The following is a 25059-nucleotide window of genomic DNA, read 5'->3' as shown; positions in this document are numbered from 1 at the left end:
AAATGTTAAAAGTGTGCAAACTGTGCAGAAGGGAATTATATGGCAGAGATTAGAGCTAGACAGTTTATGTATATGCAAGATTTTGCCCATTTAAAGATAGATTTTACTGAACTAACCAATATTTTAACTAAGGCTAATATTCAAGAGTGGGCTTATATCATTCATGACCAAGATTTGGATCAAGGTAATAGGCTAATTAGGAAACATCTACATGTGGTCTTAAAATATGCTAATCCGCAAATACTTTCTCATGTTGTAAGGCTTTTTAATGATAAACCGCAATATTTAGAAGTTTGGCAAGGAAGAATCAGTAATGCTTATAGCTATCTAATTCATGCAACATTGGAAGCTAAAGATAAGTATCAATACGATCCTAATAGTGTGGTGGCTTCATTTGATTTTCCCGCAAGGATTACTGAAATACAAAGCAGTGTTAACCAAAGCAGGTTAAATTCTAAAGTAGTGGCTAATTTCTTAACGCAATATGCTAATGAAGAAATTGATTATCAAGAATTAGCGGATATTATTGGTTTAGCTGAAGTTGCTAAAAGAAAAAGCGTGATTGACAATATTACTAAATTAATTGCGGATAAAAAGCATGAGGAATGGTTACATGAATATCATGATCGCAAAGCAGAAACAATTTGGTTATGGGGCGAAGCTGGAGTTGGTAAAACACGTTATGCAAATAAGCTAGTTCGTGGTGAAAAAGTTGCTATCTTAGGCAGCAGTCGGGATTACTTTCAAGATTATCATGGTGAACATTATGTAATTCTGAATGATTTGCGTCCCAATGATTTTAGATATGCCGACTTATTAAGGCTACTAGATCCTTATGAGCATGATAAAGTAGCACCAAGACGCTACCATGATGTGAAATTAAATGTTGAAATGTTGATTATTACTACTCCTTATAGTCCGTTTGAATTTTATCAACATGTGAAAATTGCTGATGAAAAAACAGATACCTTTGAACAGCTTAAAAGGCGGGTTCATGCAATTCATATTACACCAAAATTTATTGCGGAAGTTTTTCAAGATAATGAATCTGAATTTGAAGAGTTATTTGGTGGTAGATAAAACAATGAAAGAAGATGTAAAAATGTTTGGCAATGAGTTATTAAATGCCCGACAAATAGCAAAAAAGTTAGAAATTTCTAATACTTATTTTTTCAAATTAACTAAATTAGGTATGCCGTTTCACCGCATAACGCCAGGGGGTAGGAAATTTTATAACTATGATGAAGTAGTAAATTGGATCAGAAAGCGGTGATTATTGTGGTAAAATTTAAAGTAATCAAGGGTATGTTCTTCCTAAAAGTAAAAGGAGAATAAACATGCCAATTAGTAAAATTAATAAAGGAAAGAAAGCTGGTAAGTATCGAGTAAGAATACAACCAAGAGATGAGCATACTGGGAAAGTTATTCCTGTTCCTAGTCAAGTTGCCGACAATTATCGGGCAGCTAAGGCTTTATATGAAAAAATGTGGGTAGATTTCCGTTCTAATCCGCACGGCAATTACCAAGAACTGAGTCAACCGCTAGTGCAATCATATAAAAGTTTTATCGAAAGCGAGCATAAGTTAGGTAGATGGCAATCGGCAACTACTTATAAAGCATGGACTTATACAATTAGGCTATTAAAAGACTATTTTGGTGATAAAAAAGTAAAAGATATTACTGAAACTGATATTCGACAGTTTGCCCGTAATTATGTGCAAAAACATCATGCCAGTGTAGCACCACATACAACAATTGACCGCCAATTACAAAATATTAGATGTTACTTTAGTTCACTGGACAAGATAGTAAAAAATCCTGTTCCTATAAAAGCCTTGTATAAATTCTTTCGTAATGATGAAATGACTGTACCAGATGAAAAATATGTTTTTTCTGATAAAGAAATTATTGCCATTATCACTGATATTAAGGAGCGGTTGAAGTCAATAAAACCTAATTATTGGTGTAGTCGCTTGGCAATCTGGATTGCTTTAGAGACAGGAATGCGACCGCAAGAAATTCAAGCTTTGAAATGGGCTAATTTGACTAAAGATCATGGTAAAGTAGTGTTTGAAATTAACGATTCTTGGAATAGCAAGGCAAAGAAGCTAAATGGTCATTTGAAAACTAGACCTAAAGGGGCTAAAAGATTAACTTTGCCAATATCTGAAAACTTATATCAAATATTAATGATTTTTAAAGAAAAGCAAACAGATGTATTGCAAGAATATGGTTTAGATAATGAACAGGATTATATTTTATTAGCATTAACTACTTATAATTTATGTTCGTTAGGGATGCCAATAGATCAACGTGGCTTAAATGACATGATGCGTAAAATCTGTAAAAAGATAGGCGTTAATAATCGTGGCTTGCGTGTTAGTATGTATACTTGTCGTCATACTATAGCAACTAAATTAGCTAATATTCCAAGTATGAGTTACCCTTGGGCAGCTTATCGGTTAGGACATTCACTAAAAACGTTTATGAAAGTTTATGTTCATGTTGACCAAGATAAGAACGAAGATATGTTAAATGTCGTTAGCTCACAGTTAGTCACACAAAATTAGATACAATAGTTGTAAATGCTAGATTAGCAAGGCTTAAAAGGTTAATGCTACACTGGCAATCAGCATTTTTAAATTTCAGATAGTTCAAAACCTTTCAAAGAAGTCCTAATGGGTGAGCGCTTGAAAGGTTTTTTATATTGCACCTGTATTAAATAGATTTGGATAATCAGGTAAAACTTCAGAATAAAAACAAAATATTTTTACAAATGTAGAAATTGTTGATTATCACTAATCGAGAGTTTAATAAAATGAGTAAAATTACGAAACCCACAATTGGAGAAATACTAAAAGAAGAAATTATGAAGCCGTTGCAAATTTCTGCATATAAACTAGCAAAATTAATAGGTGTGCCTACTTCAAGAATTCAAAACATATTGCATGATAGAATTGGAATAACAGTCGATACTTCTATTAGATTAGGAAGAGTATTTGGCGTGAGTAACAAGTATTTTTAAAATTTACAGGAAGATATAGCTTTTCGTAAACAGATTTATCAGTGTATTAATTGGCTTAAAAGTCATTCATGACCTAATTGAGGTTAAATGAATGATCTTTTTTATTTAAAAATAGCGAATTTCACTAGGAAGGCAGTTAAATTTATTCTTAAACTTTTGGTAAAAGAAAGTTTTGTTTGAAATTCCTACCTTTTGAATAATATCAGAAATTGACAAATTAGTTGAATTAAGTAGGTTGTATGCATCTAGTAGCCGTTGTTCAGTTAGTGCATCTGAAAAAGATTTACCCACAGTTTTCTTAAATAAATTGCCTAAGTAAGAGCGACTATAATTAGTCTTTTTTGCAATATAAGATAGAGAAATGTTGGCACTGTTAGCAGATATTTCTTTCAAAATATAAAGAATAATATCGGGAGTATTTTCTTTTAAAATCTTGTCAGAATGGATGTTGGTATTTCTTGATAACAATATCAATAACGAATTGAGGTAACTGTCAATCAGCTTATCAGAAAAATTTTTGTCAAAGTAATATTCTTCAATTATTAAATTGGCTATTTGGCGAATTGATGATTCAGTATGCTTTTTTCTATAAATCATAAAATCATGTGAGTTGTCATTGGCCAAAATAAAGCTGGACAGAACATTCTTGGTCTTGCCAATGATTCTTAAATTTTCTAAAGAGAAACTAATATTATTTCTGAAAATAATATTTATCAAAATGTCATCTTTACCCAGAGTAGCAATTGAATGGGTAGTGCCGACACCTAATAATAAAATATCTCCTTCGTTTAAATAAATGGTATGACCATTCACTTTTTCCTTGGCACTTCCTGATACCATATAATTCATTTCCAAGAATGTATGGGTATGTTTAGGATAGGGCGCAAAGCGGTTGTGCTTACTGACATATATGTTTTTACCTTTAAAAAATTCCTCCGTAAAAATAGGGACAAATTTTTTGTCTGAAGCATGTAGCAAGGTTTTATCGTTAAAGTCATTAATAAAAAGTTGTTCATTATATTGCTTTTTTTCCACCGGATTTAGTTCTTTTAGTTTGCTTAGTAATTCATTGTTCATCCATTTACTACCTCAAATATAACTACCTATCATATTGTTATTTGATATTATCTTCAGAATAGATAAGTTTATAAATAAATGTAATTAATACTTATGTTATGGTGCTATAAAACTAATGAATAAATATTTCAAATCAAAATAGACCTACCAATATGATACAATACGCAACCTTATATGTCATTGTAAGCGGTGACATTTTAACGTATAAATATAACTGTAAGGTTTGAAAGTGAGGTGATTATAATTGACAAAGACCTATGTAGCGGTAGACATTGGTGCTTCAAGTGGCCGTCTGATGCTAAGTCAATTAAAAAATGGCAAAATGGTCTTAACAGAAATGCATCGTTTTAAAAATGGTTTTACCTTAAAAAACGGACATGACCGCTGGGATATTGACCATATTATTAAAGAGATTTTATTAGGTCTGCAAAAAATAAAAAGAGCTGGCTTTAGTAAAGTTTCTTTAGGAATTGATACTTGGGCAGTTGACTATGTTCTAGTAGGAAAAGATGGAAATAAGCTTGATGATCCGATTAGCTATCGTGATAAGAGAACCACGAATGCAATTAAGGAATTAACAGCTAAAGTATCTAAGGGACAGATTTATCAAAAGACAGGAATCCAATTTCTGGATTTCAATACTCTCTACCAGTTGTTTGAGGAAAACAAAGAACTTCTGGCTCAAACGGATAAGATCATGATGATTCCTGATTATATTGGATATGTTCTCACCGGGAAAGCAGTTTTAGAGACGACAAATGCTTCAACTACACAAATGTTGAGTCTCAGAGAAGGCTTGTTTGATCAGAATCTGCTAAAAGAAGTTAATGTGAGACAAGATCAATTTCCTAAATTAGTTGATGCTGGTACCCCGCTTGGTAAACTGAAGCGAGAAGAATTTCAAAGTTATGATTTGCCTGATACTGATGTGATTACAGTCGCAACCCATGATACAGCTTCAGCTGTAGTCGGCACTCCTGGAATAGGACATCATTGGGCATATATTTCTTCAGGCACATGGTCGCTTCTGGGAACAGAACTCAATGTTCCAGAAAATGGTCCAGATGCATATAAAGAAAATTACACTAATGAATGGGGCGCTTATGGCACCTATAGATTTTTAAAAAATATCATGGGGCTGTGGATGGTTCAATGTGTAAAACGTGATTTTAATGATAAGTATTCCTTCAGTGAATTAGCAGAATTGGCCAGCAATACTAAACCGTTTAGTCAATTTATTAATATTAACGACGAACGGTTTGTTAATCCCAAAAATATGATCCAAGAAATTCAGGCTTATTGTCAAGAAACAGGCCAAAGAGTTCCAAAAACACCTGGTGAAATAGCGATGGCGATTTACTCCAATTTAGCTTTATTTTATGCTTATGAAATTCAAAAGTTAAATCATATTATAGGATACCAAATTGATACTTTGAATATTGTTGGTGGTGGATCAAACGTTGCCTTGCTAAATCAGTTGACGAGCACAATTGCTGGCATCGATGTTTATGCTGGACCAAGCGAAGCTACAGCAATCGGTAATTTAGCAGTTCAAATGATTACCAGAAACGATGTTGCAAATGTTTCAACGGCGCGACAAATTATTAAAGATTCATTTGCAATTAAGCATTTTAAACCTGAACAGGGTAAATACTTAGGCATTCTTGATGACTACATTAACTTTTTGCACACAGCTAAACGGGGTGGAGCAATATAACAGTGGGCCCAGTTAAAATAAAAAATAAAATCAGTGTCAGAATGCATCATAAAAATCATATGCAATTGTCCACGATATTTGAACGAAAATTTGTGCAGTAAGCAAACCTTACAGTAGACCTATGCATGCAAGCTCAAGGAATAGTCTAGTTATTTATTTAGAAGTTATTTATTTAGAAGTTTTTTAATAAAAGGAGAATAACGATGGTTAGTGAAAAAGCAGTTGAAACAGCATATCAAGTTGCTAAAGAACGTTACGCAGAAGTTGGTGTTGATACAGAGAAGGTTTTAAAGAAGTTACAAAATATTCGTGTATCTCTTCCTTGCTGGCAAGGAGATGATATCCATGGCTTCCTAACACCAGATGCTGCTTTGTCTGGAGGAATTGGCGTATCGGGTAATTACCCTGGCATTGCAAGAACACCTGAAGAATTAACTAATGACTTGGATGAAGCCTTTAAGTTAATTCCAGCAAAGCAAAGATTGCAACTGCACCAAATTTACGCTGTGACTGACGGTAAAAAGAAGGATGTGTCTGAAGTTGGACCAGAAGACTTTAAGTTCTGGGTTGACTGGGCAAAGAAGAATGATATTTACCTTGATTTCAATCCGACATTTTTCTCAAGTCCTAAAGTAAAGGAAAATATGACTTTAGCAAGTCCTGAAAAAAGCGTTCGCGATTACTGGATTCAAGTTGGTAAAAATGCACGTGCAATTTCTAATTACTTTGGCGAAGAGCAAAAAGCACAATCAATTGACAACTTCTGGATTATGGATGGTATGAAGGATGAACCTATCAGTAGATTGGATCCACGTGAGCGTTTGATTGATTCATTAGATCAAATTAACGAAGAGAAATATGATGAAAAGAACACCATGGAATCATATGAAGGCAAATTGTTTGGTACCGGTGTTGAAAGTTACACAGTTGGTTCTCACCTCTTTTACAACAACTATGCTTTAACAAGAGGTAAAGATTGGTGTATGGATATTGGTCACTTCCATGAAGCTGAGGATCCTTCTGATTACCTGTCATCATTCTTGGCATTTGGCAAGGGCATGTTCTTACACTTATCTCGTCCGGTTCACTGGGACAGTGATCACGTACCTGCAATGAATGACATGTTAATTAAAATGATGCGGGCTTTGGTCAGGGATAACTTATTGTCCAAGACAGTTATTGGCTTAGACTTCTTTGATGCTTCAATTAATCGCGTTTCTGCCTGGGTAATTGGTACTCGTTCAGCACAAAAAGCTCTGCTTTTGGCATTGCTGGCTCCAATCGACCAATTAAAAGATGCAGAAAATCACTATGATTATACTCTACGCTTAGCAGAGACTGAAGAATTAAAGTCATTCCCATTTGGTGCTGTATGGGATGAATTCTGCCTAAGAAATAATGTTCCCGTAGGGATGGATTGGTATCAAGAACTTAAAGATTATGAAAAGAACGTTCAATTTAAGAGAAATTAATAAGAAAGTTTCTGGAGATTAAATAATGGCTAAGTTTATCAATTCAACATTTGTTAAAGATATGTGTAATATCACTCGTCAAAGCTATGACAATGGTTGGGATGAGCGCAATGGCGGTAATATGAGTATCCGTATTATTCCTGAAGAACTAAAGGAATATGAAGACGTTAAAGAAGTAAAAAGGGTTTTTGATCTTGGCTTTGACGCTAGTGGTTTGAAGGGGCAGTATTTTCTAGTCACAGGCACAGGACGCTATTTTAGGAATGTTTTCCAAAATACCGAAAAAGATTTGGGCTTAGTTCGTATTAGTGCTGATGGCCAGAAAGGTGAAATTGTTTGGGGTTACACCGATGGCGCTTTGCCCACAAGTGAATTTCCAACTCACTTAATGAATCACCATGCTCGTTTAAAGCTCGATCCCAGGCAAAGAGTAGTTATGCACTGCCACCTAACCAACTTGATTGCAATGTCATTCACTCAGCCACTTGATGAAAAGTATTTCAGTAAAACTATTTGGAAGATGCAAGCTGAATCAATGCCAGTTTTGCCAGAAGGGATAGGAATTATTCCTTACGAAACACCTGGTACTACAGTTATTGGTGAGCACACAGCTGCTAAAGTTGCGGATGGCTTTAGAGTTGTTATGTGGCCACACCATGGCATATTTGCAGTGGGTGACACACCGGATGAATGCTTCGGTTTAATTGAAACTGTTGAAAAAGCGGCTACTATCTTTACAGCGATTCAAGCGCAGGGTGGTAACAGGTTAGACGAAATAACTGATAAGCAATTGGTGGAAATTGCCAAGTATTTCCATGTTACGCCCAGGGAAGGTTTTTTAGATTAAAAGCAAAATGAGTTGAGTATAAAAGAAAGTCGGAGTTAGTTAGCTTCGACTTTCTTTGTGTAAGGGAGATAACAATTATGAGTATGCCAATATTAGTTATTTTTTTAATTTTGATGGGTATCATTTCAGGTATTATTTCTGCTGTTGCCAGTATGGCGTCTTTGGTATCTTATCCAGCCTTATTAATAGCGGGCTGCTCACCAATTGCAGCGAATATCACAAATACAGCCGCTTTAATTTTTACGGGCCCTGGTGTACTTTTAGCTTCTGCCAAAAAAATGAAAGGCCATTGGCAAGAGTTCAGCTTCTACTGTCTTTTCTTGTTATCTGGCGCGGTGGCAGGAGGGCTGCTTTTAATCTCTTTTCCTGGAAAAGTCTTTGAAAAAATAGTCCCGTTTCTGGTGCTTTTATCTGCGGTTGGTTTAATAATGACAAGTGGCAAAAATAGTAATAAAAATGAAGCTAGAAAAAGAACTAAAGGGAAGGCTTTTTTAGCCTATATTGGTTTGTTTCTAGGAGGGGTTTACTCTGGTTATTTTGGAGCTGCTGCTGGTGTAATTCATTTGATTTGCATTAATTATCTATCTGATGATGAGTTTTATACTATTAACGCTATGAAAGATCTTGTAGGCGCTTTAGCCAATTTGGTAGCCCTAATTGTTTTTATTTTTGGGGCCCAGATCAACTGGATGATGGCCATATTGCTAGCAATTGGCTTATTTATTGGCGGCTATTTAGGTCAATATAGTATTAAGTTCCTATCTTTAAAGATTGTATCTTGGATTACATTTGTCTTTTCAATTGTTTTAGCAGGTTGGTTATTTTATACTGCTTATTTTGCCTAATATGAATTTTTTCCACTTAAGTACTTATAAAAACAATGAGTTAAGTATTTTTAATACCTAATTCATTGCTTTTATTTTTTTAATTTAGAGAAGTTGATTATCTATTTAACTGTTTTACGAAATTGGTCAGGAGTAACGTTATTTTGCTTTTCAAAAGTTTTAAAAAAGTAGCTGACACTTTTATAACCCACCAGCCTTGAAATTTCTTCAACTGAATAATTAGTTTCTGATAAATATTTTTTAGCTTGTTTCATCTTTTCTTGCATAATAATTTCTTTAATAGTTAGTGCAGTATGTTTTTTAATGTATCGTGATAAGTAAGCCGTACTGTAGCCAAAATTTTGGGCTAATTGTTGGACAGTGATAGTTTGAACGTTATCTTTAATTGCTGATATGACGTTTAAACTTAGGCTATCGATTCCAGTGTAAGAATAATAATTTTCATGGCTCAATTGGTCAAAAAAGATGAGCAATAACCCCAGCATTGCGTAATTATAATGATAATTATTGGTAACATATTCAGATAAAATTCCGTTAATTATAGGTAAATATCTAGATAAGCTGGTAGGGGAAAAATAGAGGTAACTGTTATTACCTTTATCACAAAGAAAATTACATAAATAATTGTCTTGCTGTAAAAATTCAGCAAAAACACCACCTGCAAAAATTTCCGGTTTAATGCAAATATTGATTACTTGTGCCTTAGGATCTTTGACCTTTAATGAGTGTGCACTATGTAAATTCATTAATAACAACGAATCAGGAAGTAGGTAGATATCTTTATTATTAATATTGCTAATTGCAATACCGTTAGTAATAAAAACAAATTCATAAAAATCATGTTTATGAAAGGGTACAGGAATATCTAAATCGTGGCTTACCACAAAGATTTTTTCAGAATTTGGTATATTGCTTGAACGAACCAAATTTGGAATTTTAAAAAAATCATTTCTTGAAAGCTTAGGCAATTTATTAGAATCAATCAATTTCATTTTTGGTAATCCTCAATGTCATAAAAACACACAAACTTATCATAGCACAGTATTGTAAGCACTTACAATAAGCTGTTAATATGACCATGAAAAAAGATAGGCCTATTAATGAAAGTTATTATGTAAGAGGTATTCGTTATGAATAAAACAAAAATGAAAATAAGTATTCTAAGTATGAGCTTGCTAACAATGAGCTTCTTAGTAATCACTAATGCATTTGGGGCGATGACAAAGTCTTTTCCAGATGTTCCTGTCGCTAAAATTCAAATGATAGGAACAGTTCCTTCTTTAGGAACACTAATTGCCACAGTGGTAGTGGGAACTTTGGCCGTTAAATATTCAAAAAAATTGTTATCGTTAATTGGTTTGGGAATAGCTACGTTGGGCGGTTTATTACCGCTATTAGTTCATAGCAGCATTGATGTTTTAATCGGATGTGCTTTTATTCTGGGATTTGGCTTAGGCTTTGTTAACACCTTAATTCCTATGCTCATTTCAATCTTTTTTGAAGGAGAAGAAAGAAATGCAATGATGGGTAAAAATACAGCGATGAATAGTTTAGGCTCTATTTTAATGATGCTTGGCGGTGGACTTTTAGGAGCTAAGAATTGGGTTAATTCTTATTGGGTATTTCTTTTAGGCATATTTGTTTTTCTCCTAGTGCTGTTTGCCTTACCGAATGATAAAGTAGACCGTAGTGAAAAGAATGCTAGCGGCAATATTTTTGGGATTTTAAAACATTTAAATGGATATGTCTGGCTGATAGGATTTGTTACTCTTCTAATGGGGATACTTTACACAATCTATCCGACTAACCTGTCAATTATTATTGGACAAAAAGAACTAGGTAGTACTAGTATTACGGGTATTATCAATGCTGTCGGCACAGCGGGCGGTTTTGTTGCCGGCTTTAGCTTAAAGTATCTGAACAAAGTATTTAAGGACAAAATAATTGCTGGTGGTTACATTACTTTGGGAGTTACTTTCTTACTGGGAAGAATTGCCAATAACCTTATTTTAATTGGTATTGGCGGTGTCCTTTCAGGTTTTGCCATGTCTATGATTATGTCCACAATTCCGTTTTATATGTCTGTCCTTTCACATAAATATGAATTAGCAGTATCAATGATGCTTTTCCAATTTATGAATTCCATAGGAGGTTTTATTAGTCCTGTATTACTAAATTTACTTCACATTAAAGTTGGTGAAAGTTCCTTTACTTTTGGGTGTGTAAGTTGCTTTGTAATTGGTATTATTTGTATTTTGACAAATCTTGGTAAAAAAGTTTTGTCTAATTCTGTCAAAGAGGGATAGTAGAAATGATTAAAAATAGTGAAGATAAATGGTTAGGAAAATGGATAAGTTCAGATTTTGCTGAGGTTAGTAAAGAACCAGAGTTTTCTTTAGCTGACATGTTTGGTGGCAAAAAGACACCAGTTCCCAAGCCTGTTGCTGAACGATTACATGCGCCAATAGTTTTTAAGAAAATTTTTAATATAGCTAAAACTATTAATTCTGCCAAACTAGAGATTACTGCACAAGGCTTGTATCAAGCATATTTAAATGGTCAGAAGATTGGTGATGCCATCTTTACGCCAGATTATACGCAATACCAAGAATATTTACTATATCAAACTAATGACATAAAAGATCTATTAGTCAGTGGTCAAAATGTGTTGACAGTGGTTGTAGCAGATGGTTGGTATGCTGGTAGAATCGCTGTTTCTGGCGATAGTTGTCAGTTTGGTGATCGGTTAGCATTACTAGCTGACTTAACTGTTGAATATGAAGATCACAGCTTTTTAAAAATTGGTACTGATTCGTCTTTTTCGGTCGGTACCGGCAAGTGGCGTTATGCAGATGTCGTTATCGGTGAAAAGCAAGATCTCCGCGTTAAAAATGAATTAGCTACTAATACTCCTTTTTCGCAAGAGGCAGAAGTGATCGATGCAGATTATGAGCGCTTAGCCCCACAATTTGGCCCGCTGGTAAAACGAATGCAAACTTTAACAGCAAAAAAGATTTGGCAAGAAGAAAACAAGTTAGTAGTTGATTTCGGTCAAGTTATAACGGGACGAATTCGGCTAACAGCTACTTTTAAAAAGGATGTTGATATTAAGATTGAACATACTGAAGCTTTGGATCAAGATGGTCATTTCTTCAAAAATATCATTGGTCGTAATAAGGATCAGGAAGATCATGTGATTGGTGCTGGGAGGTTGGCAACTTTCGAGCCTGACTTTACGTATCATGGCTTCAGATATATTAGGATCACTGGCCTTGAGCAAGCAGATATTCAAGATTTGACGGCGATAGTTATTTTTAGTGATATGAAAAGAACTGGTGAGATAAGTACTTCTAACCGGCAAATAAATCGTTTACTACAAAACATTAAATGGAGTCAACAGGGAAACATGTTGTCTATTCCAACTGATTGCCCGCAGCGTGAACGTGCTGGTTGGACCGGGGATATGCAAGTCTTTGCACCAGCCTCTACTTTTTACTACAACGCAGAAAATTTGATCCGTCGCTGGTTAAAAAACGTACGTATTGATCAACAAAAAAACGGGGAAATTATTGACTACTCACCAGCTCCTGCCAGCTTTTATCAAAGCACGTTAGATTTTAAAGGCAGCTTAAGTTCAGCCGGTTGGGGCGATGCAATTATAATGGTCCCATGGACTTTATATCAAAGATATGGTCATAAAGAGGTTTTGACCGAAAATTATGCTGCGATGAAGAAGTGGCATAATTATAGTGTCAAAAGTGCTGCCGGTAATAAGAGTGGCAATGATCGCTACATTTGGGATACTACATTTCATTATGGTGACTGGATGCTTCCAAGCATGATGATTGGAGATCCTAATCCAATGAAATCTGCTGCAGCAACCAAAGACGTGGTTGCTACTGCTTTTCTGGCTCATTCTGCAGATCTTCTTGCTAAAATAAGTAATGTTTTAGGCGAAAATGGTGACGAATATATTGCCTATTCTAATAAAGTTAAGCAAGCCTTTACTGAAAAATTTGTCAAAGACGGGAAATTAACCAGCGACTATCAGGGATGTTATGTTCTGGCCTTAGCATTTGATATGATTAGTGATACTAATACGAGAAAGAAATTACTAAGTAGATTAGTGGCATTAATTCATAATAATCATGACTGCCTGGATACGGGGTTTTTATCTGTTCCTTATTTGCTGGATGTATTAGTTGATAATGGGGAAACTGATTTGGCCAGAAAGGTCTTTCTCCAGAATAAATGTCCGTCTTGGTTATATGAAGTTGACCATGGTGCAACAACTATTTGGGAATCATGGGCAGGAATTCAACCAGATGGCAAAACTGGAACATTTTCGTTCAATCACTATGCGATGGGCTGTGTCCTTGACTGGTTTATTAGAAAAGTTGTTGGTTTAAATGAGATTAAGCCCGGATTTAAGGAAGTAGAAATTAAGCCTCAGATAAAAGGTATTGTTGATGACTTCCAAATGAAATATTTGAGTGAAAATGGCTTGTTTACAATAAAATTGCTGAATGGAAAATATGAATTTACTATTCCTGAGGGTTGTCAAGCTATAGTATATCTTCCGGATCCTGCTGGCTTTTTAGAGAAATACCCCGAAGCAAAAACTCAAAATACCGGAATTAGTGTAAAACCGGGTACTTATCAATGGGAATATTAATGCAATAAATAAAGGATTGGTCCAAAATGGTGGGCTGATCCTTTATTTTTATGCGATTTTTCAAAAAGGTTAAAATGTTTACGAACATATGTACTATAATTTGCTTATATAATTTTGTAACTTAATAGGTAGATGGCATTTATGAAACAAAAACAAACTTTTTCAGATAAAGTTTTTAAATATGATCAGGAATTAGGTAATGTAAAAATTGATTTACCTGATTCTTATAAATTAATTAATCCTTATAGTGGCAGAAACAAGAAGCAAGTTTTGCAAATTGTCCAAATTTTCTATCAGAAGTATTTCAATGACAACAACAAGCGGCGCTTGATACTGGGCAGTTCTCCAGCGAGAAGAGGATCAGCAATAACAGGAGTTCCCTTTGAAGATGCTTCAAATCTCCAGAAAGAAACAGGAATTGCAATAGCAAATTTTCATGTCAGTAATGCATCTTCTAATTTTTTAAATAAAGTCATAGATAAATATGGTGGAAGGAACAAATTTTATCGAGATTTTTACCTCAATTTTGTTTGTCCTTTAGGCATTTGCAAGACTAATTCTAAGGGTAACCAAGTAAACTGCAATTATTATGAAAATAAGCGAGTTGAAGAAATGTTAACTCCTTTTATGATTTCTGCACTTAAAACGCAAATTAACTTTGGAATTGATACTTCTGTTTGTTACTGCATCGGCAGTGGTCAAAATTATCAAGAACTAAGCAAAATTAATAAGAAATTACATTTGTTTCAAAAAATAATTCCACTTGAACATCCGCGTTTTATTACCCAATATCATCCTGAAGATGAAGAAAAATATCTGAGTAAGTATCTCAATGCTCTGACATGTGAATAATAAAAATCATTAGTTTTAAAGATAAGTGAGGTCATCAATTTATGTCCGATGTAATCCTTGAAAAAGTAAAAACAATTTATCAAATGTACCAAAATAGTGATTTAGGTGATACTACTTTACCTGAAGATAGCAACCCGCACTTAGATCCAAGTACTAATGAAAATGCGCTCTATTTCACGTTGCCAATGGCTTTAAATTATCAGAGAAATTCCTATACTTTGTGGGAAAGTGCCTTGAAAACATATGAAGATCCCGAAACTAGTTTTGTTTTTATACCGGCAAGAGTTATTACTGCTGGGTATAAATCAGTACAAAAAGCTTTGACTAAGTATCGGCTTGCTTTGCAAAAGAACAAGCAAACAGATATTTGGCTTAAATTATGTCAGACATTTATGGAGCTTTCTGAGGGTAATATTATCAAATTCATTAACAATTTAGATAATGATGTTGATAAAATAAGGTATTTCATGCAGAAAGACGCTAAGAAAAAGTTCCCGTATTTGTCTGGTAATAAGCTTTGTAACTATTGGCTCTATGTTCTCAGTAAATACACTACAATTCCTTTAAAAAACACTAATAATATTTATATTGCTGCCGACAGGCATGTAATCAGAGCAAGTTATAAATTAGGCTTAATTACTAAAGAACAAATGGAAAGTTCTAAAGTGCAAACCTATGTGATTAGTGCTTGGGCTAAAGAACTGCAGGGCACTGAATTTGTGCCAACAAACCTGCAAAATCCATTATGGTTGTGGAGCAGGAATGATTTTAAAAATCTGACTGCTTCTAATGCAAGGAAAAATTAAATATAAATAACATCTTTTTTATTAAAAACGTTTAAATAAAATTACTTTAAACAAAAACCTTTCAAAACAGTTCTTAATGAACCTGTATCTGAAAGGTTTTATTTTGGAATTCTACTTCTAAAGATTAAAAAAGTTTACGCGTAATAATCAATAATTGCTTTTAATATTTTCGCAGCGTCAGTATTACCAGTGCCTTCTGCATAATATTTGTTAAAGCGTGTGTCGCAGACATACATTCGGGCAAGATTCTTGTGGGCTTCTCCCGAATACTGACCTTTAGGCCATATTGTTAATAAATATTCTTTGTGCAATTTGAAAAGGTGCTTGGCAGCAGCTTGTTTGATATCAGCAGTCTTATTAAAGTTCTTTAATTCAGTTAAAATTTCAGCGGACAATTTTTTGAAATGAGCTAATTCATCTGCAGATAAAGAACTGAACTTTTGATTACTAAGATTTATTTGAGTGTCACCATATTTCTCTCTAATTTCCGTACCGTATTGTTTTTCATTTTTGCTAATCATTTCTTTTTTTAATGTGGCAAATTTTTCCGTGTCAGTCATTTGTGTTTCTCCCTTCATTGTTGCAAGTGTCTTGTCTAAGTTCTTAATCAAATCATCTAGATTTTGCTGCTGTGCAACTAATTTGCTCCGCTGGTTTCGTAAAACTTGATATTGAGTTTTCGGTGAAGTCTGCATTACCTGTTTTATTTGTTCAAGTGGCAGGTCAAAGAGCTTTAAAAATAGAATTTTTTGCAGTTGATCAACTTCACTTTCTTCATAATAGCGATAATTATTTTCGGGATTCCTGCGCGCTTTTAAAAGTCCCTGCTTATCGTAATAGCGTAAAGTTCGTGTTGAAATGCCAGCTAGTTTTGCTAGTTCATTGATAGAATATGACATGTTTAAACTCTCCTCACTTGCAAAATTAAGTATATTGGTTGACGTAGCGTTAAGGTCAAGCACGGAAAATGATTTTTGAGAATAAAAAAGCCAGTATTTAATCAGAATACTGGGTTCTTGGCTATGATTTTTAATTTACGACATTTAATTTTTCACCTTTTAGAAATGCTTGCAGATTTTCAACGACAATACCCAGCAAACGATTGCGGGTTTCGCGTGGTGCCCAGGCAATATGAGGGGTAATATAGCAGTTCTTAGCAGAAAGAAGTGGACTGTCAGCAGGAATGGGCTCTTTTTGAGCAACGTCAATCCCCGCTGCAGCAATCTTGCCTTCATTTAAAGCGTCTGCGACATCTTTTTCATTAATTAAACCGCCGCGAGCAGTATTAATTAAAATGACGCCATCTTTCATTTGACTAATTGCCCCTTGATTAATCATTTCCGTAGTTTCTGGAGTTTGTGGCACGTGTAAACTGACGATATCTGCTTTTTGATAAAGTTCGTCAAGTTCAACCTGCTTAACGTAATTCGGTAAATCTGATTTTGGCCGATGGTTCCAAAAAATTATATTCATAGAAAAAGCATGGCCGATTTCTGCCACTTTTTTAGCTATGTTGCCAAAGCCAATTAATCCTAAAGTTTTACCGTTTAGTTCCATTAACGGTTTTGCCCAAAAAGTAAAATCAGGGTTGCTGCTCCAGCGACCTTCATGGACTAATTTGTTATGCAAGCCAACATGACTAGTAATTTCAAGTAGCAAAGCAAAAGTAAATTGCGCAACGGCATCAGTACCATAAGTAGGGATGTTAGTTACAGGAATGCCAACTGCACGAGCTGCAGCGGTGTCAACAATGTTATAACCAGTAGCAGTCACGCCAATGTATTTAACGTTGGGCGCAGTCTGAAGGACTTTTTCGTCAAGGGGCGTTTTGTTAGTCAAAACAATTTCAGCATCCCCAATCCGCTTTAAAATTTCAACATCATCATTAACTGGAGTACGATCATAAAATTTGCATTCACCTAATTGTTCAAGTGCTGACCAATCTAAATCACCAGGATTGAGAGCATAGCTATCTAAATTAACAATCTTCATATTTTTGACCTCACGTTAATATATCTGTACTTCTTTAGTTTACTACATACATGGCGCGGATAATTAGAAAACATGGATAGTATTAATGTAGTAATTGGAACCATATTTGACAGTATTTATAAATAAATTTAAACTTAACGAGTATTCTGCTTTTTTAGTAATACCTAAATATTATTAATTAGGTTGAAATAAAAAGGTTTTAACATGCAATTTCTAGATTTTAAACTAAGTTGCGCTTCTTAAATAGTGGTATAAATAAGTTTAGTAAATAAATATAGAAGTTAGTGGAATTAAGAAGGAGTTATCAATGAAAAAATGTCCTCAATGTGGCGCCATCATGGATAAAGACGTCAATTTTTGCACGTCCTGTGGTTATGACTTGCGCAACATTAGTGTCCAAAAAGAAGAAACTGTTTCTACCACTGAGGTAAAAAATTCTCCAAAAATAGAGGCAGAGCAAACTAAGTCTGAATTACCAGTTGGCAATAATACAAATAATTCAAAAGGACAATATTTAAGTTATTGGCAGTGGTGTATTGATTCATGGCGTAATCCAGGTACAAGTAGTGTTAATGTAGCAAACTGGTATGGCTGGTTAACAATTTTGATTAAGGACGCTTTAATAGTTTTAGGACTGTATTTTTGTGCCAATACTATTATTAATACTGTAATTGGCTGGGCTAACCATCGAGGTAGTAACATTAGTGGCTGGGAAAATTTTCATGTCCCTTTTAATATCATGCTTGAAATATTTCTTGTGATGGTGATCTTTGAAGTAGTAGTAATCGGTGGCTTTTATGCTGGCTATAGGTATGTGTATGATAGACAACTTAGCTTTTGGGAATTTGTTAATCGCAGTGTTCATGCCTGTAATTTAAATCTAATTCTTTCAGCCGCATTCTTTTTGTTAATGGTTTTGGGACTTAATAGTATTAAGTTTGTTATTACTTTGCTTGTGATTATGCTGGGTCTATTTATAGCAAGCCAACATGTTATCATGTTTGGCGATCAAGGAGCCGTTCGTGATAAAATTTACGGATTTTTAATTGCCTTTGCTATTATATTTTTGTGCCTAATGATTTTAGATTCTATTATTTATAGTTCTATGATTAATTCAATTATTAGCGAAATTATGTCAATGCAAAATGGATCAATGTAGATAGTGTGAGTAAAATGAGTGATTCTAAATTTTGTCCTAATTGTGGTCAACCAATAAAAAAACTAGATGCAGAATTTTGTCCTAATTGTGGTCATAAGCTTTCTCAAACCAAGCTTAGCCGAAAAGAATTTCAATCCCAGCAAGCTAATAGCTTAGCGCAGCCAGTTGCTAATCAACAACAAGTTACGACAAATTCGGTCCATCGTCCCATGAAAAAAAGAAATAAAATCTTGCTGATTTGCTTAGGTGTTTTGGTGATAGCATTTGCTGCATTTTATGCATGGGGTTCTAACCACTATCAAAAAAATAACCAAATTAGTCAGATTGCGGCAAGTTTAAAAAACCCGCATGCCAATTTAGCTCCATATGTGGTCTCTGAAAATCCCAATGCACGTGTAACGACAGCAGCTCTAAAGCCTACCCAAGAGTATTATGCTGAACACTATGTTGAAGCTGACAAGATGGCAGAAGCCTTTAAATATGGCGATCAATATGAGAATGTCAGTTTAGTCCAAAATGGTCGCTATTTACTGTTATTTCCTAAATATTGCTTGCAGTTAAAAACATATTCACCGCGAATAAGAACAAATCATGCTAATTCGACAATTTATATTAATAACAAAAAGTTCGGTGGAGTTGATGGCAGTGGCGAAGATTATTATAAAAAGATCACACCATTATTTCCTGGCAAATATCATATTGCAGTAAAATCCATTGCATCAGGTCATCAGTTGACTGCTGATAAGAGTACTAATATTTTTTCTAATAAAGAAATTGATATGAATATTAAAACAGTTAATTTTACAATTAAAAGTATTCCTACTGCTGACGTCTACATTAATGATAAAAATGTGGGTAATCTTGATAAAAGAGGAAATAAGGTATTTAAGGATTATCCGGTAACTGACGATATGAAAATTTATGTGGTCACTAAAGTTGCTGGCAAAGTGCTTAAATCAAAAACCGTTGACTATGATGAAATGGGTTTTGAAGACGATGATGACAGTAGCAGTAATGTAATTAAACCAGAATGGCCAGGCTTAATTAATAAAGATGATGCTGAAGAAATTTTAGAGAATGATTTTAATTCACCAGACGAAGATGACTTTATCGGTGGTGCCGAAAATAAAGGCTATCAAGAATTACATTCTCAAAACTCTGGCTTTAATAAAGATGACGATATTAATGATTACAATATGGAGTGCTCTGTAGTTTCGATTACACCAGCTCCTAATAATTGCAGCAATGTCACTTATAAGATTACTTATACTTTTGAACATGATGATTTTGAACATAAACAGGTTTTGCTCTATACGGGTGGTCTTTTTAAGCAGACTGGCGACAGCGAAGACGGCAGTCAAAAGATTAAATCAATTGGTAATGGCAAAATAATTAGTGATAAAAAGTATGATAATTAACACTATTTTTTTCAAGCACTAGTTTAATTAAAAATGATTTTTATTAAAAAGCGCTTTCTTTTTTAAAATGAATAAAAGAACAATTTTTAAAGAAAAACATCTGTTATAGCTCTTAATATTGTGCTATTATTTTAATATAATAAGAAAGAGAGGTAGTTTTCTTCATATGCATGGATTAACTCAAATTGATGAGCCTTTTGCAATGGGGAAAGTGCGGCTTTCTTATCTATATAAATTGTTGCTGCTGTTTTTTAATATGATCAATAATAGACTTAGCTTGATACATTAGTATTATGCTAAGTCTTTTTTGATTGCAATATTTCCAGATTAGGAGGAAATCATGCCAAAATTTAAAAAGTTTTTAGTTGGTGCTATTGCAGTTTTAGGTACAGCTCTACTTGCTGGATGTTCTAATTCAGCTAAAAAGCAAGCTGATAGTGGTACACCAAAGTCTCTTAACGTACAGTTCGTACCTAGCGTTTCTGCGAATACGCTAGAAACTAAGGCAAAGCCTTTAGAAAAAATGTTATCCAAGCGTCTGGGAATCCCAGTTCATGTTTCAGTTTCAACCAGTGGTAATGCATTGGTAGAAGCAATGAAGTCTAAAAAAGTAGATGTTGGCTTTTTACCAGGGGATGACTATGTGCAGGCTCATAAACAGCATGCAGCTGACGTTTTATTACAGTCAGAGCGTTTTGGCTTGAGCAGGCCAGACGGCAACTGGACTAAAAAATTAGTTCATACTTTCCATTCCGAGATTTTAGTTAGAAAGGACTCTGGCATTAAGAGTTGGAAAGATCTTAAAGGTAAGAAAATTTCAATTCAAAGCCCAACCTCAACATCTGGTTATATTTTCCCAATTGCTGAGTTAAAACAGAAGGGATTGGATGTTCCTCGTAGCTGCAAATTAGTTACTACCACCGGACACGATCAAGCCGTACTTAATGTCTTAAATAAAGACACTGATGCTGCTTTTGTTTTTGAAGATGCCCGTAACAATGTAATTAAGGATAATCCTAAGATTAAGTCTCAAGTAGTGCCAATTTACTATACTCGTGCTATCCCCAATGATACTATTTCAGTTATTCCTAGTTTGTCAAAATCCTTCCGGGAAAAATTAGCTAACGCATTTATTGCAATTGGCAAATCTAAAGAAGGTAAGAAAGTAATTGAACGTGTTTACTCACATGAAGGATATGTCAAAGCCAAAGATAGTGACTATGACACTGTGCGCAAATATGAAAAAATTTCTCAGTCAATTTCTAAATAGTCAGATTATTAATTAATAGTAAATGCATCTTTTTAGCCAAAAGTTAAAAAGATGCATTTTTTGTGGATAAAATATAAACTAAATTCAGATAAATATAAGTTTTTAAATAATTGCGATCTTAATTTTGTAAAAAAGCTCCGGATTGTTTTAATTAACTTAAATGTAAATTGCAACCTTTTTAGTTCAAACTATAGCTATCGAACAATTTCAAACATTGACAAACAAAAGCTAACAACTATAATAAAAATGGACTAAGTTAGTTGCTTAATCTAGTTAAGAAGTAGGTTACTAATGTTAAAGAGTGAAAGACTGAAAACTATCTTACAAGTAGTAAAAACTCAGAAATTTGTTACAGTTGATGAATTGGCACAGGCTTTAAAAGTTTCGGATATGACAATTAGACGGGACCTCAATGAATTGCATAAGGCAAATAAAATTTTGCGTATTCATGGTGGTGCTCAATTATTATCTGATCAGATTCGGACCGAAAAAAGCTACCAGCAAAAACGGGAAATTCATAGTAAAGAAAAGTATGAAGTAGCTAAAAGAGCTTGTAACTTAATCCACGAAAATGACTCAATTTATGTCGGCCCGGGAACAACGTTAGAGTTACTTGTTGCTAACCTAAAAGTTAAGCATTTGAGAATAGTTACTAATTCATTACCAGTATTTGAAGCTGCAAAAGATAATATGAATGACTATGAACTGATTATGGTTGGCGGCTCATATAGAAGAATAAGTGGAGCTTTTGTGGGTGCTTTAGCTAACAATGAGTTAAAAACTATGTCTTTTTCTGTTGGTTTTGTCGGCGTTAATGGCATTAAAGATACTTCTTTGACAACTGCTAACTTAGAGGAGGGTCAAACCGAAGGTATAGGATTAGACCGTTCTCAAATAAAATTTGTTGTTGCTGATTATACAAAGTTGGATCACAGTGATTTTCACCAATTTTACGATTTGCGCAATGTGGATGGACTAATTACTAACCATGGAATTGAACCTGAGTTGGAAAAGCATTACAGCCAGTTTACGACTATATATAAATAGTTTTTGAGAGGAGATTTGACTATGAAGGTTGTCATTGGTAGTGACAAGGCAGGTTTTGCTTTAAAGGAAAAAGTAAAACAATACTTGCAAGCACACCATTATGATGTTTTGGATGTTACGCCGGAAGCCGCGGAGGACTTTGTTGAATCGAGTTTAAAGGTGACTCACGAAGTCTTAGATAATGGTATCAAGAAGGCCATTATGTTTGACGAATACGGTGTGGGCTCAGCTATGGCTTCAAATAAAGTTAAGGGCATGGTTACAGCAAACGTCAATGAAGAAAGAACTGCACATATGACCGCTATGCACAATGGTGCAAAGGCAATTGCGTTAGGTAGTGGCATCGTAGGCGAAAAACTAGCTTATTCAATTGTGCAGCATTACCTAGATACAGAATATGCTGGCGGACGCCATCAGGTTCGCCTGAATATGCTTGAAGAAATGATTTAAGGAGGCTTACTAATGTTAGATAACGATAGACCACAACCAGAATTTGTTGATCCCAAAGTTGACAAGCATACTGTTATTGCCTTAGGAAACGATCATATTGTAACCTCTGTTAAAATGGTCATTTCTGATCATTTAAAAGAAGAAGGATACCAAGTCATTGATGAAGGTACTCATGACAATACTAGAACTCACTACCCAATCTATGGTAAACGCGTAGCTGAAGATGTTGCCGATGGTCGTGCAGATTTAGGTATTGTTCTTTGTGGTACTGGCATTGGCATTTCTACTGCTGCTGATAAGAACGAGGGAGTTCGTGCGGCAATGGTAGGTGATGTTGCTCAAGCTGAATATGCTCGGCGTGAATTGAACGCCAATATACTAGGTTTTGGTGGTATTGTTTTAGGACGTGACTTTATTTTTGATATTGTCGATTCATTCTTGAATGCTAAATATGAGTCTACCCCAGAAAGACAAAATTTAATTGCCAAAATAGACGGTATTGCTAAACCAAATCCTGATCAAAAGGATAACGTACACTTCTTTGATGAAGAAAATAAGAAGTGGGCTGAAGGCGTGTACCACGACTAATAGCTAAATAATAATCTAAAAATTTAAAGTTTTAATCGCACACAAAAACCATGACTTAAAAAAGTCATGGCTTTTATTTTGCTTAAAAAATTAATAGTGAATGTAAATCAAAAATGCGTAGTGCTAAAAAGTACAATATGATACTATTAGAGTTTTCAAATCGAATTATTTTGATTTTAGTAGTAGGACTAAATTTTTACAAGTAGTTTTTGTACTTTAAATAGATATTAAAAATATATTGTTAATAATTTACCTACTCTTTGCTAGTTTAAATATTAATGTCAATTAAAATGTTTTATAATTTGATTGGACTATTATATTTTAATTTTGAAACATATTGTCTGGCATTTTCTTCTACCTGATCAAAGTTACCATTTGCTCCTGGACTTACAAGGTTACTGCCAATTCCCACTGCTGCAACGCCTGCTTTTACCCAGTCTGAAATATTATCTAAGTTAACTCCGCCAGTAGGCATTAAATTAGCATTAGGAATTGGTCCCAAAATACTCTTGATAAACTTAGGACCAAGGACATTACCTGGAAATACTTTGATTATATCAGAACCATATGATAATGCTGTTGTTATTTCTGTAGTGGTCATACAACCGGGGATGTATGGCCTTTGATATAAATTAGCAATAAGAGCAATTTCTTTGTTAAAGTTTGGTCCCACAATAAAGTCTGCGCCTGCTAAAATAGCTAAGCGTGCGGAAACTTCGTCTAAAATTGTGCCAGCACCAATTATTACATCATTTTGATATTTTTCTTTTAATTTTTTTATTACGCTATCAGCAGAAGGAACGGTAAAAGTTAGCTCGATGGTTTTAATTCCACCCTTAATGCATGCAGCAGCGTCGTTAAAGGCTTCATCAGCAGAAGCACCTCTAATGACTGCGACTAAAAAATTATGATTAATTGATTTTAAAATATTTATTTTTTTATCCATTTTATTGTCCTGTTTCCAAATAATAAATTATAATTACAAATAATAAATTCAAATTGAGTATAACGCTTGCAGTTTTTTTAATCAAGAAAGGAAAATAAATTATGACAGATAAACTTTATGGTACTGTTCTTCTCAAAGCGAAAAAGATAATGGATGTGCTTTCCGCATCAGAGACAAGCTTGACTTTAGAGCAAATTTCTAGTGCAGCAGGAATACCTAAGCCAACGACATTTAAAATATTGACTACCTTGGACTACATTAATTTTGTAAGAAAAGATCAATCTGAGAAAAAATATTCTTTAGGAACAAATTTAATTGGTTATGGCAGTAAAGCTATGAGTAGCTTTGATATAGTTTCTATTGCAGAACCATATTTGATTGAATTAAATAAAGTAACAAGTGAAACTGTTAATTTAGGAATTGAGGAGCATTCTCAAATTGTACTGTTAAAGAAAATTGATAGTCCTCAGCCAGTTAACTTAAATTCAAAAGTTGGAGGAACCCTTGAACTTTATTCTTCTGCTATGGGTAAAGCAATACTAGCAACTAAATCAGAAAGAGAGCTTGATCAATACTTTTCAAGCGTTGAGTTGAGGCCAAGTACACCAAATACAATTACAAGCATTGCTAAATTAAAAAAGCAGATTGAAGAGGTCAAAAAAACAGGATATGCAATTGATAATCAGGAAAATCAAGCAGAAGTGGTTTGTGTTGGGGCAGCGATTCAGAAATATGGCAAGGTTTTTGGGGCAATAAGTGTAAGTACGCCAAATTATCGTTTGGACGAGCTATTGTTTAGTGACTTGAAAAAGCTTGTTAAATCAGCAGTTGATCAAATTAATCAAATTATTTAAAAAAAACACTTGTAAAATC

The 25059-nt window shown here is 34.2% G+C and carries 23 protein-coding genes and 1 pseudogene; 19 read left to right on the top strand and 5 right to left on the bottom strand.

The features are described from left to right. Positions 1–39 precede the first annotated feature (39 nt). From GYV61_RS06715 to GYV61_RS06700, 4 genes and pseudogenes are all read left to right on the top strand, one after another. A complete protein-coding gene (locus GYV61_RS06715; RefSeq protein ID WP_046324376.1) occupies positions 40–1080 on the top strand; it encodes a Rep family protein in 1041 nt (346 codons plus the stop codon). Then, positions 1070–1273: a hypothetical protein gene (locus tag GYV61_RS06710; RefSeq protein WP_046324377.1), complete on the top strand. Its 204-nt coding sequence runs from the start codon at positions 1070–1072 to the stop codon at positions 1271–1273. The genes GYV61_RS06715 and GYV61_RS06710 overlap by 11 nt, the downstream gene beginning before the upstream one ends. Positions 1274–1337: 64 nt before the next feature. Beyond that, entirely contained in the window at positions 1338–2570 is a 1233-nt protein-coding gene (locus GYV61_RS06705) for a tyrosine-type recombinase/integrase (protein ID WP_046324378.1), read from the top strand. 248 nt (positions 2571–2818) lie between these two features. Next, positions 2819–3022: pseudogene (locus GYV61_RS06700) on the top strand (HigA family addiction module antitoxin); the annotation flags it as partial. A gap of 108 nt (positions 3023–3130) precedes the next feature. On the opposite strand, the gene GYV61_RS06695 reads toward GYV61_RS06700, so the two are convergent. Beyond that, entirely contained in the window at positions 3131–4102 is a 972-nt protein-coding gene (locus tag GYV61_RS06695) for an AraC family transcriptional regulator (RefSeq protein ID WP_174795255.1), read from the bottom strand. A 244-nt stretch (positions 4103–4346) separates the two neighbouring features. Here GYV61_RS06695 and rhaB point away from each other — a divergent pair, with 244 nt between their 5' ends. The 4 genes from rhaB to GYV61_RS06675 all read left to right on the top strand — a co-directional run bounded on the left by rhaB (position 4347) and on the right by GYV61_RS06675 (position 8983). After that, on the top strand, positions 4347–5819 hold the full coding sequence (gene rhaB, locus GYV61_RS06690; protein ID WP_174795254.1) for a rhamnulokinase: 1473 nt from the start codon (positions 4347–4349) through the stop codon (positions 5817–5819). A 203-nt stretch (positions 5820–6022) separates the two neighbouring features. Continuing rightward, positions 6023–7291, top strand: a complete 1269-nt coding sequence (locus tag GYV61_RS06685) for an L-rhamnose isomerase (protein WP_110445639.1) — start codon at positions 6023–6025, stop codon at positions 7289–7291. Between the two features lie 25 nt (positions 7292–7316). Then, positions 7317–8138: a rhamnulose-1-phosphate aldolase gene (rhaD, locus tag GYV61_RS06680; RefSeq protein WP_174795253.1), complete on the top strand. Its 822-nt coding sequence runs from the start codon at positions 7317–7319 to the stop codon at positions 8136–8138. A 77-nt stretch (positions 8139–8215) separates the two neighbouring features. After that, complete coding sequence (locus GYV61_RS06675) at positions 8216–8983, top strand: sulfite exporter TauE/SafE family protein (RefSeq protein ID WP_174795252.1); 768 nt, start codon at positions 8216–8218, stop codon at positions 8981–8983. 101 nt (positions 8984–9084) lie between these two features. Here the strand turns inward: GYV61_RS06675 and GYV61_RS06670 are convergent, their stop codons facing one another. After that, positions 9085–9975, bottom strand: a complete 891-nt coding sequence (locus GYV61_RS06670; RefSeq protein WP_174795251.1) for an AraC family transcriptional regulator — start codon at positions 9973–9975, stop codon at positions 9085–9087. 138 nt (positions 9976–10113) lie between these two features. Between GYV61_RS06670 and GYV61_RS06665 the strand changes: the two genes are divergently transcribed. The 4 genes from GYV61_RS06665 to GYV61_RS06650 all read left to right on the top strand — a co-directional run bounded on the left by GYV61_RS06665 (position 10114) and on the right by GYV61_RS06650 (position 15316). Further along, positions 10114–11289: an MFS transporter gene (locus GYV61_RS06665; RefSeq protein WP_174795250.1), complete on the top strand. Its 1176-nt coding sequence runs from the start codon at positions 10114–10116 to the stop codon at positions 11287–11289. A gap of 5 nt (positions 11290–11294) precedes the next feature. Beyond that, on the top strand, positions 11295–13658 hold the full coding sequence (locus tag GYV61_RS06660; RefSeq protein ID WP_194240822.1) for an alpha-L-rhamnosidase: 2364 nt from the start codon (positions 11295–11297) through the stop codon (positions 13656–13658). 141 nt (positions 13659–13799) lie between these two features. Then, positions 13800–14510 carry a uracil-DNA glycosylase family protein gene (locus GYV61_RS06655; protein ID WP_174795249.1) on the top strand — a complete coding sequence of 237 codons (711 nt, stop codon included), beginning with the start codon at positions 13800–13802 and terminating at the stop codon, positions 14508–14510. 41 nt (positions 14511–14551) lie between these two features. Next, the gene (locus GYV61_RS06650) at positions 14552–15316 is read left to right on the top strand and encodes a hypothetical protein (protein WP_174795248.1); all 765 of its coding nucleotides are present in this window, start codon (positions 14552–14554) and stop codon (positions 15314–15316) included. A 134-nt stretch (positions 15317–15450) separates the two neighbouring features. Here the strand turns inward: GYV61_RS06650 and GYV61_RS06645 are convergent, their stop codons facing one another. Next, positions 15451–16215, bottom strand: a complete 765-nt coding sequence (locus GYV61_RS06645; protein ID WP_174795247.1) for a MerR family transcriptional regulator — start codon at positions 16213–16215, stop codon at positions 15451–15453. Between the two features lie 130 nt (positions 16216–16345). Further along, entirely contained in the window at positions 16346–17308 is a 963-nt protein-coding gene (locus GYV61_RS06640; protein ID WP_174795246.1) for a D-2-hydroxyacid dehydrogenase, read from the bottom strand. A gap of 307 nt (positions 17309–17615) precedes the next feature. Between GYV61_RS06640 and GYV61_RS06635 the strand changes: the two genes are divergently transcribed. The 6 genes from GYV61_RS06635 (at position 17616) to lacB (ending at position 23240) form a co-directional block, all read left to right on the top strand. Continuing rightward, entirely contained in the window at positions 17616–18467 is an 852-nt protein-coding gene (locus tag GYV61_RS06635; protein ID WP_174795245.1) for a zinc ribbon domain-containing protein, read from the top strand. 14 nt (positions 18468–18481) lie between these two features. Then, entirely contained in the window at positions 18482–19885 is a 1404-nt protein-coding gene (locus GYV61_RS06630; RefSeq protein ID WP_174795244.1) for a zinc ribbon domain-containing protein, read from the top strand. A gap of 340 nt (positions 19886–20225) precedes the next feature. Then, entirely contained in the window at positions 20226–21155 is a 930-nt protein-coding gene (gene phnD / locus GYV61_RS06625; protein WP_174795243.1) for a phosphate/phosphite/phosphonate ABC transporter substrate-binding protein, read from the top strand. A 291-nt stretch (positions 21156–21446) separates the two neighbouring features. Continuing rightward, the gene (locus GYV61_RS06620; RefSeq protein ID WP_174795242.1) at positions 21447–22202 is read left to right on the top strand and encodes a DeoR/GlpR family DNA-binding transcription regulator; all 756 of its coding nucleotides are present in this window, start codon (positions 21447–21449) and stop codon (positions 22200–22202) included. 21 nt (positions 22203–22223) lie between these two features. Further along, the gene (gene lacA / locus GYV61_RS06615; RefSeq protein WP_110445649.1) at positions 22224–22652 is read left to right on the top strand and encodes a galactose-6-phosphate isomerase subunit LacA; all 429 of its coding nucleotides are present in this window, start codon (positions 22224–22226) and stop codon (positions 22650–22652) included. A 12-nt stretch (positions 22653–22664) separates the two neighbouring features. Continuing rightward, a complete protein-coding gene (lacB, locus tag GYV61_RS06610) occupies positions 22665–23240 on the top strand; it encodes a galactose-6-phosphate isomerase subunit LacB (RefSeq protein WP_174795241.1) in 576 nt (191 codons plus the stop codon). A 295-nt stretch (positions 23241–23535) separates the two neighbouring features. On the opposite strand, the gene GYV61_RS06605 is transcribed toward lacB, so the two are convergent. Continuing rightward, a complete protein-coding gene (locus tag GYV61_RS06605) occupies positions 23536–24186 on the bottom strand; it encodes a bifunctional 2-keto-4-hydroxyglutarate aldolase/2-keto-3-deoxy-6-phosphogluconate aldolase (RefSeq protein ID WP_046324397.1) in 651 nt (216 codons plus the stop codon). 101 nt (positions 24187–24287) lie between these two features. On the opposite strand from GYV61_RS06605, the gene GYV61_RS06600 reads away from it, so the two are divergent. Further along, positions 24288–25040: an IclR family transcriptional regulator gene (locus tag GYV61_RS06600; RefSeq protein ID WP_174795240.1), complete on the top strand. Its 753-nt coding sequence runs from the start codon at positions 24288–24290 to the stop codon at positions 25038–25040. Positions 25041–25059 lie beyond the last annotated feature (19 nt).

The sequence above is a fragment of the Lactobacillus melliventris genome, assembly GCF_013346935.1.
Lineage (GTDB): Bacteria > Bacillota > Bacilli > Lactobacillales > Lactobacillaceae > Lactobacillus.
This window is presented reverse-complemented; position numbering and strand designations above follow the sequence as displayed.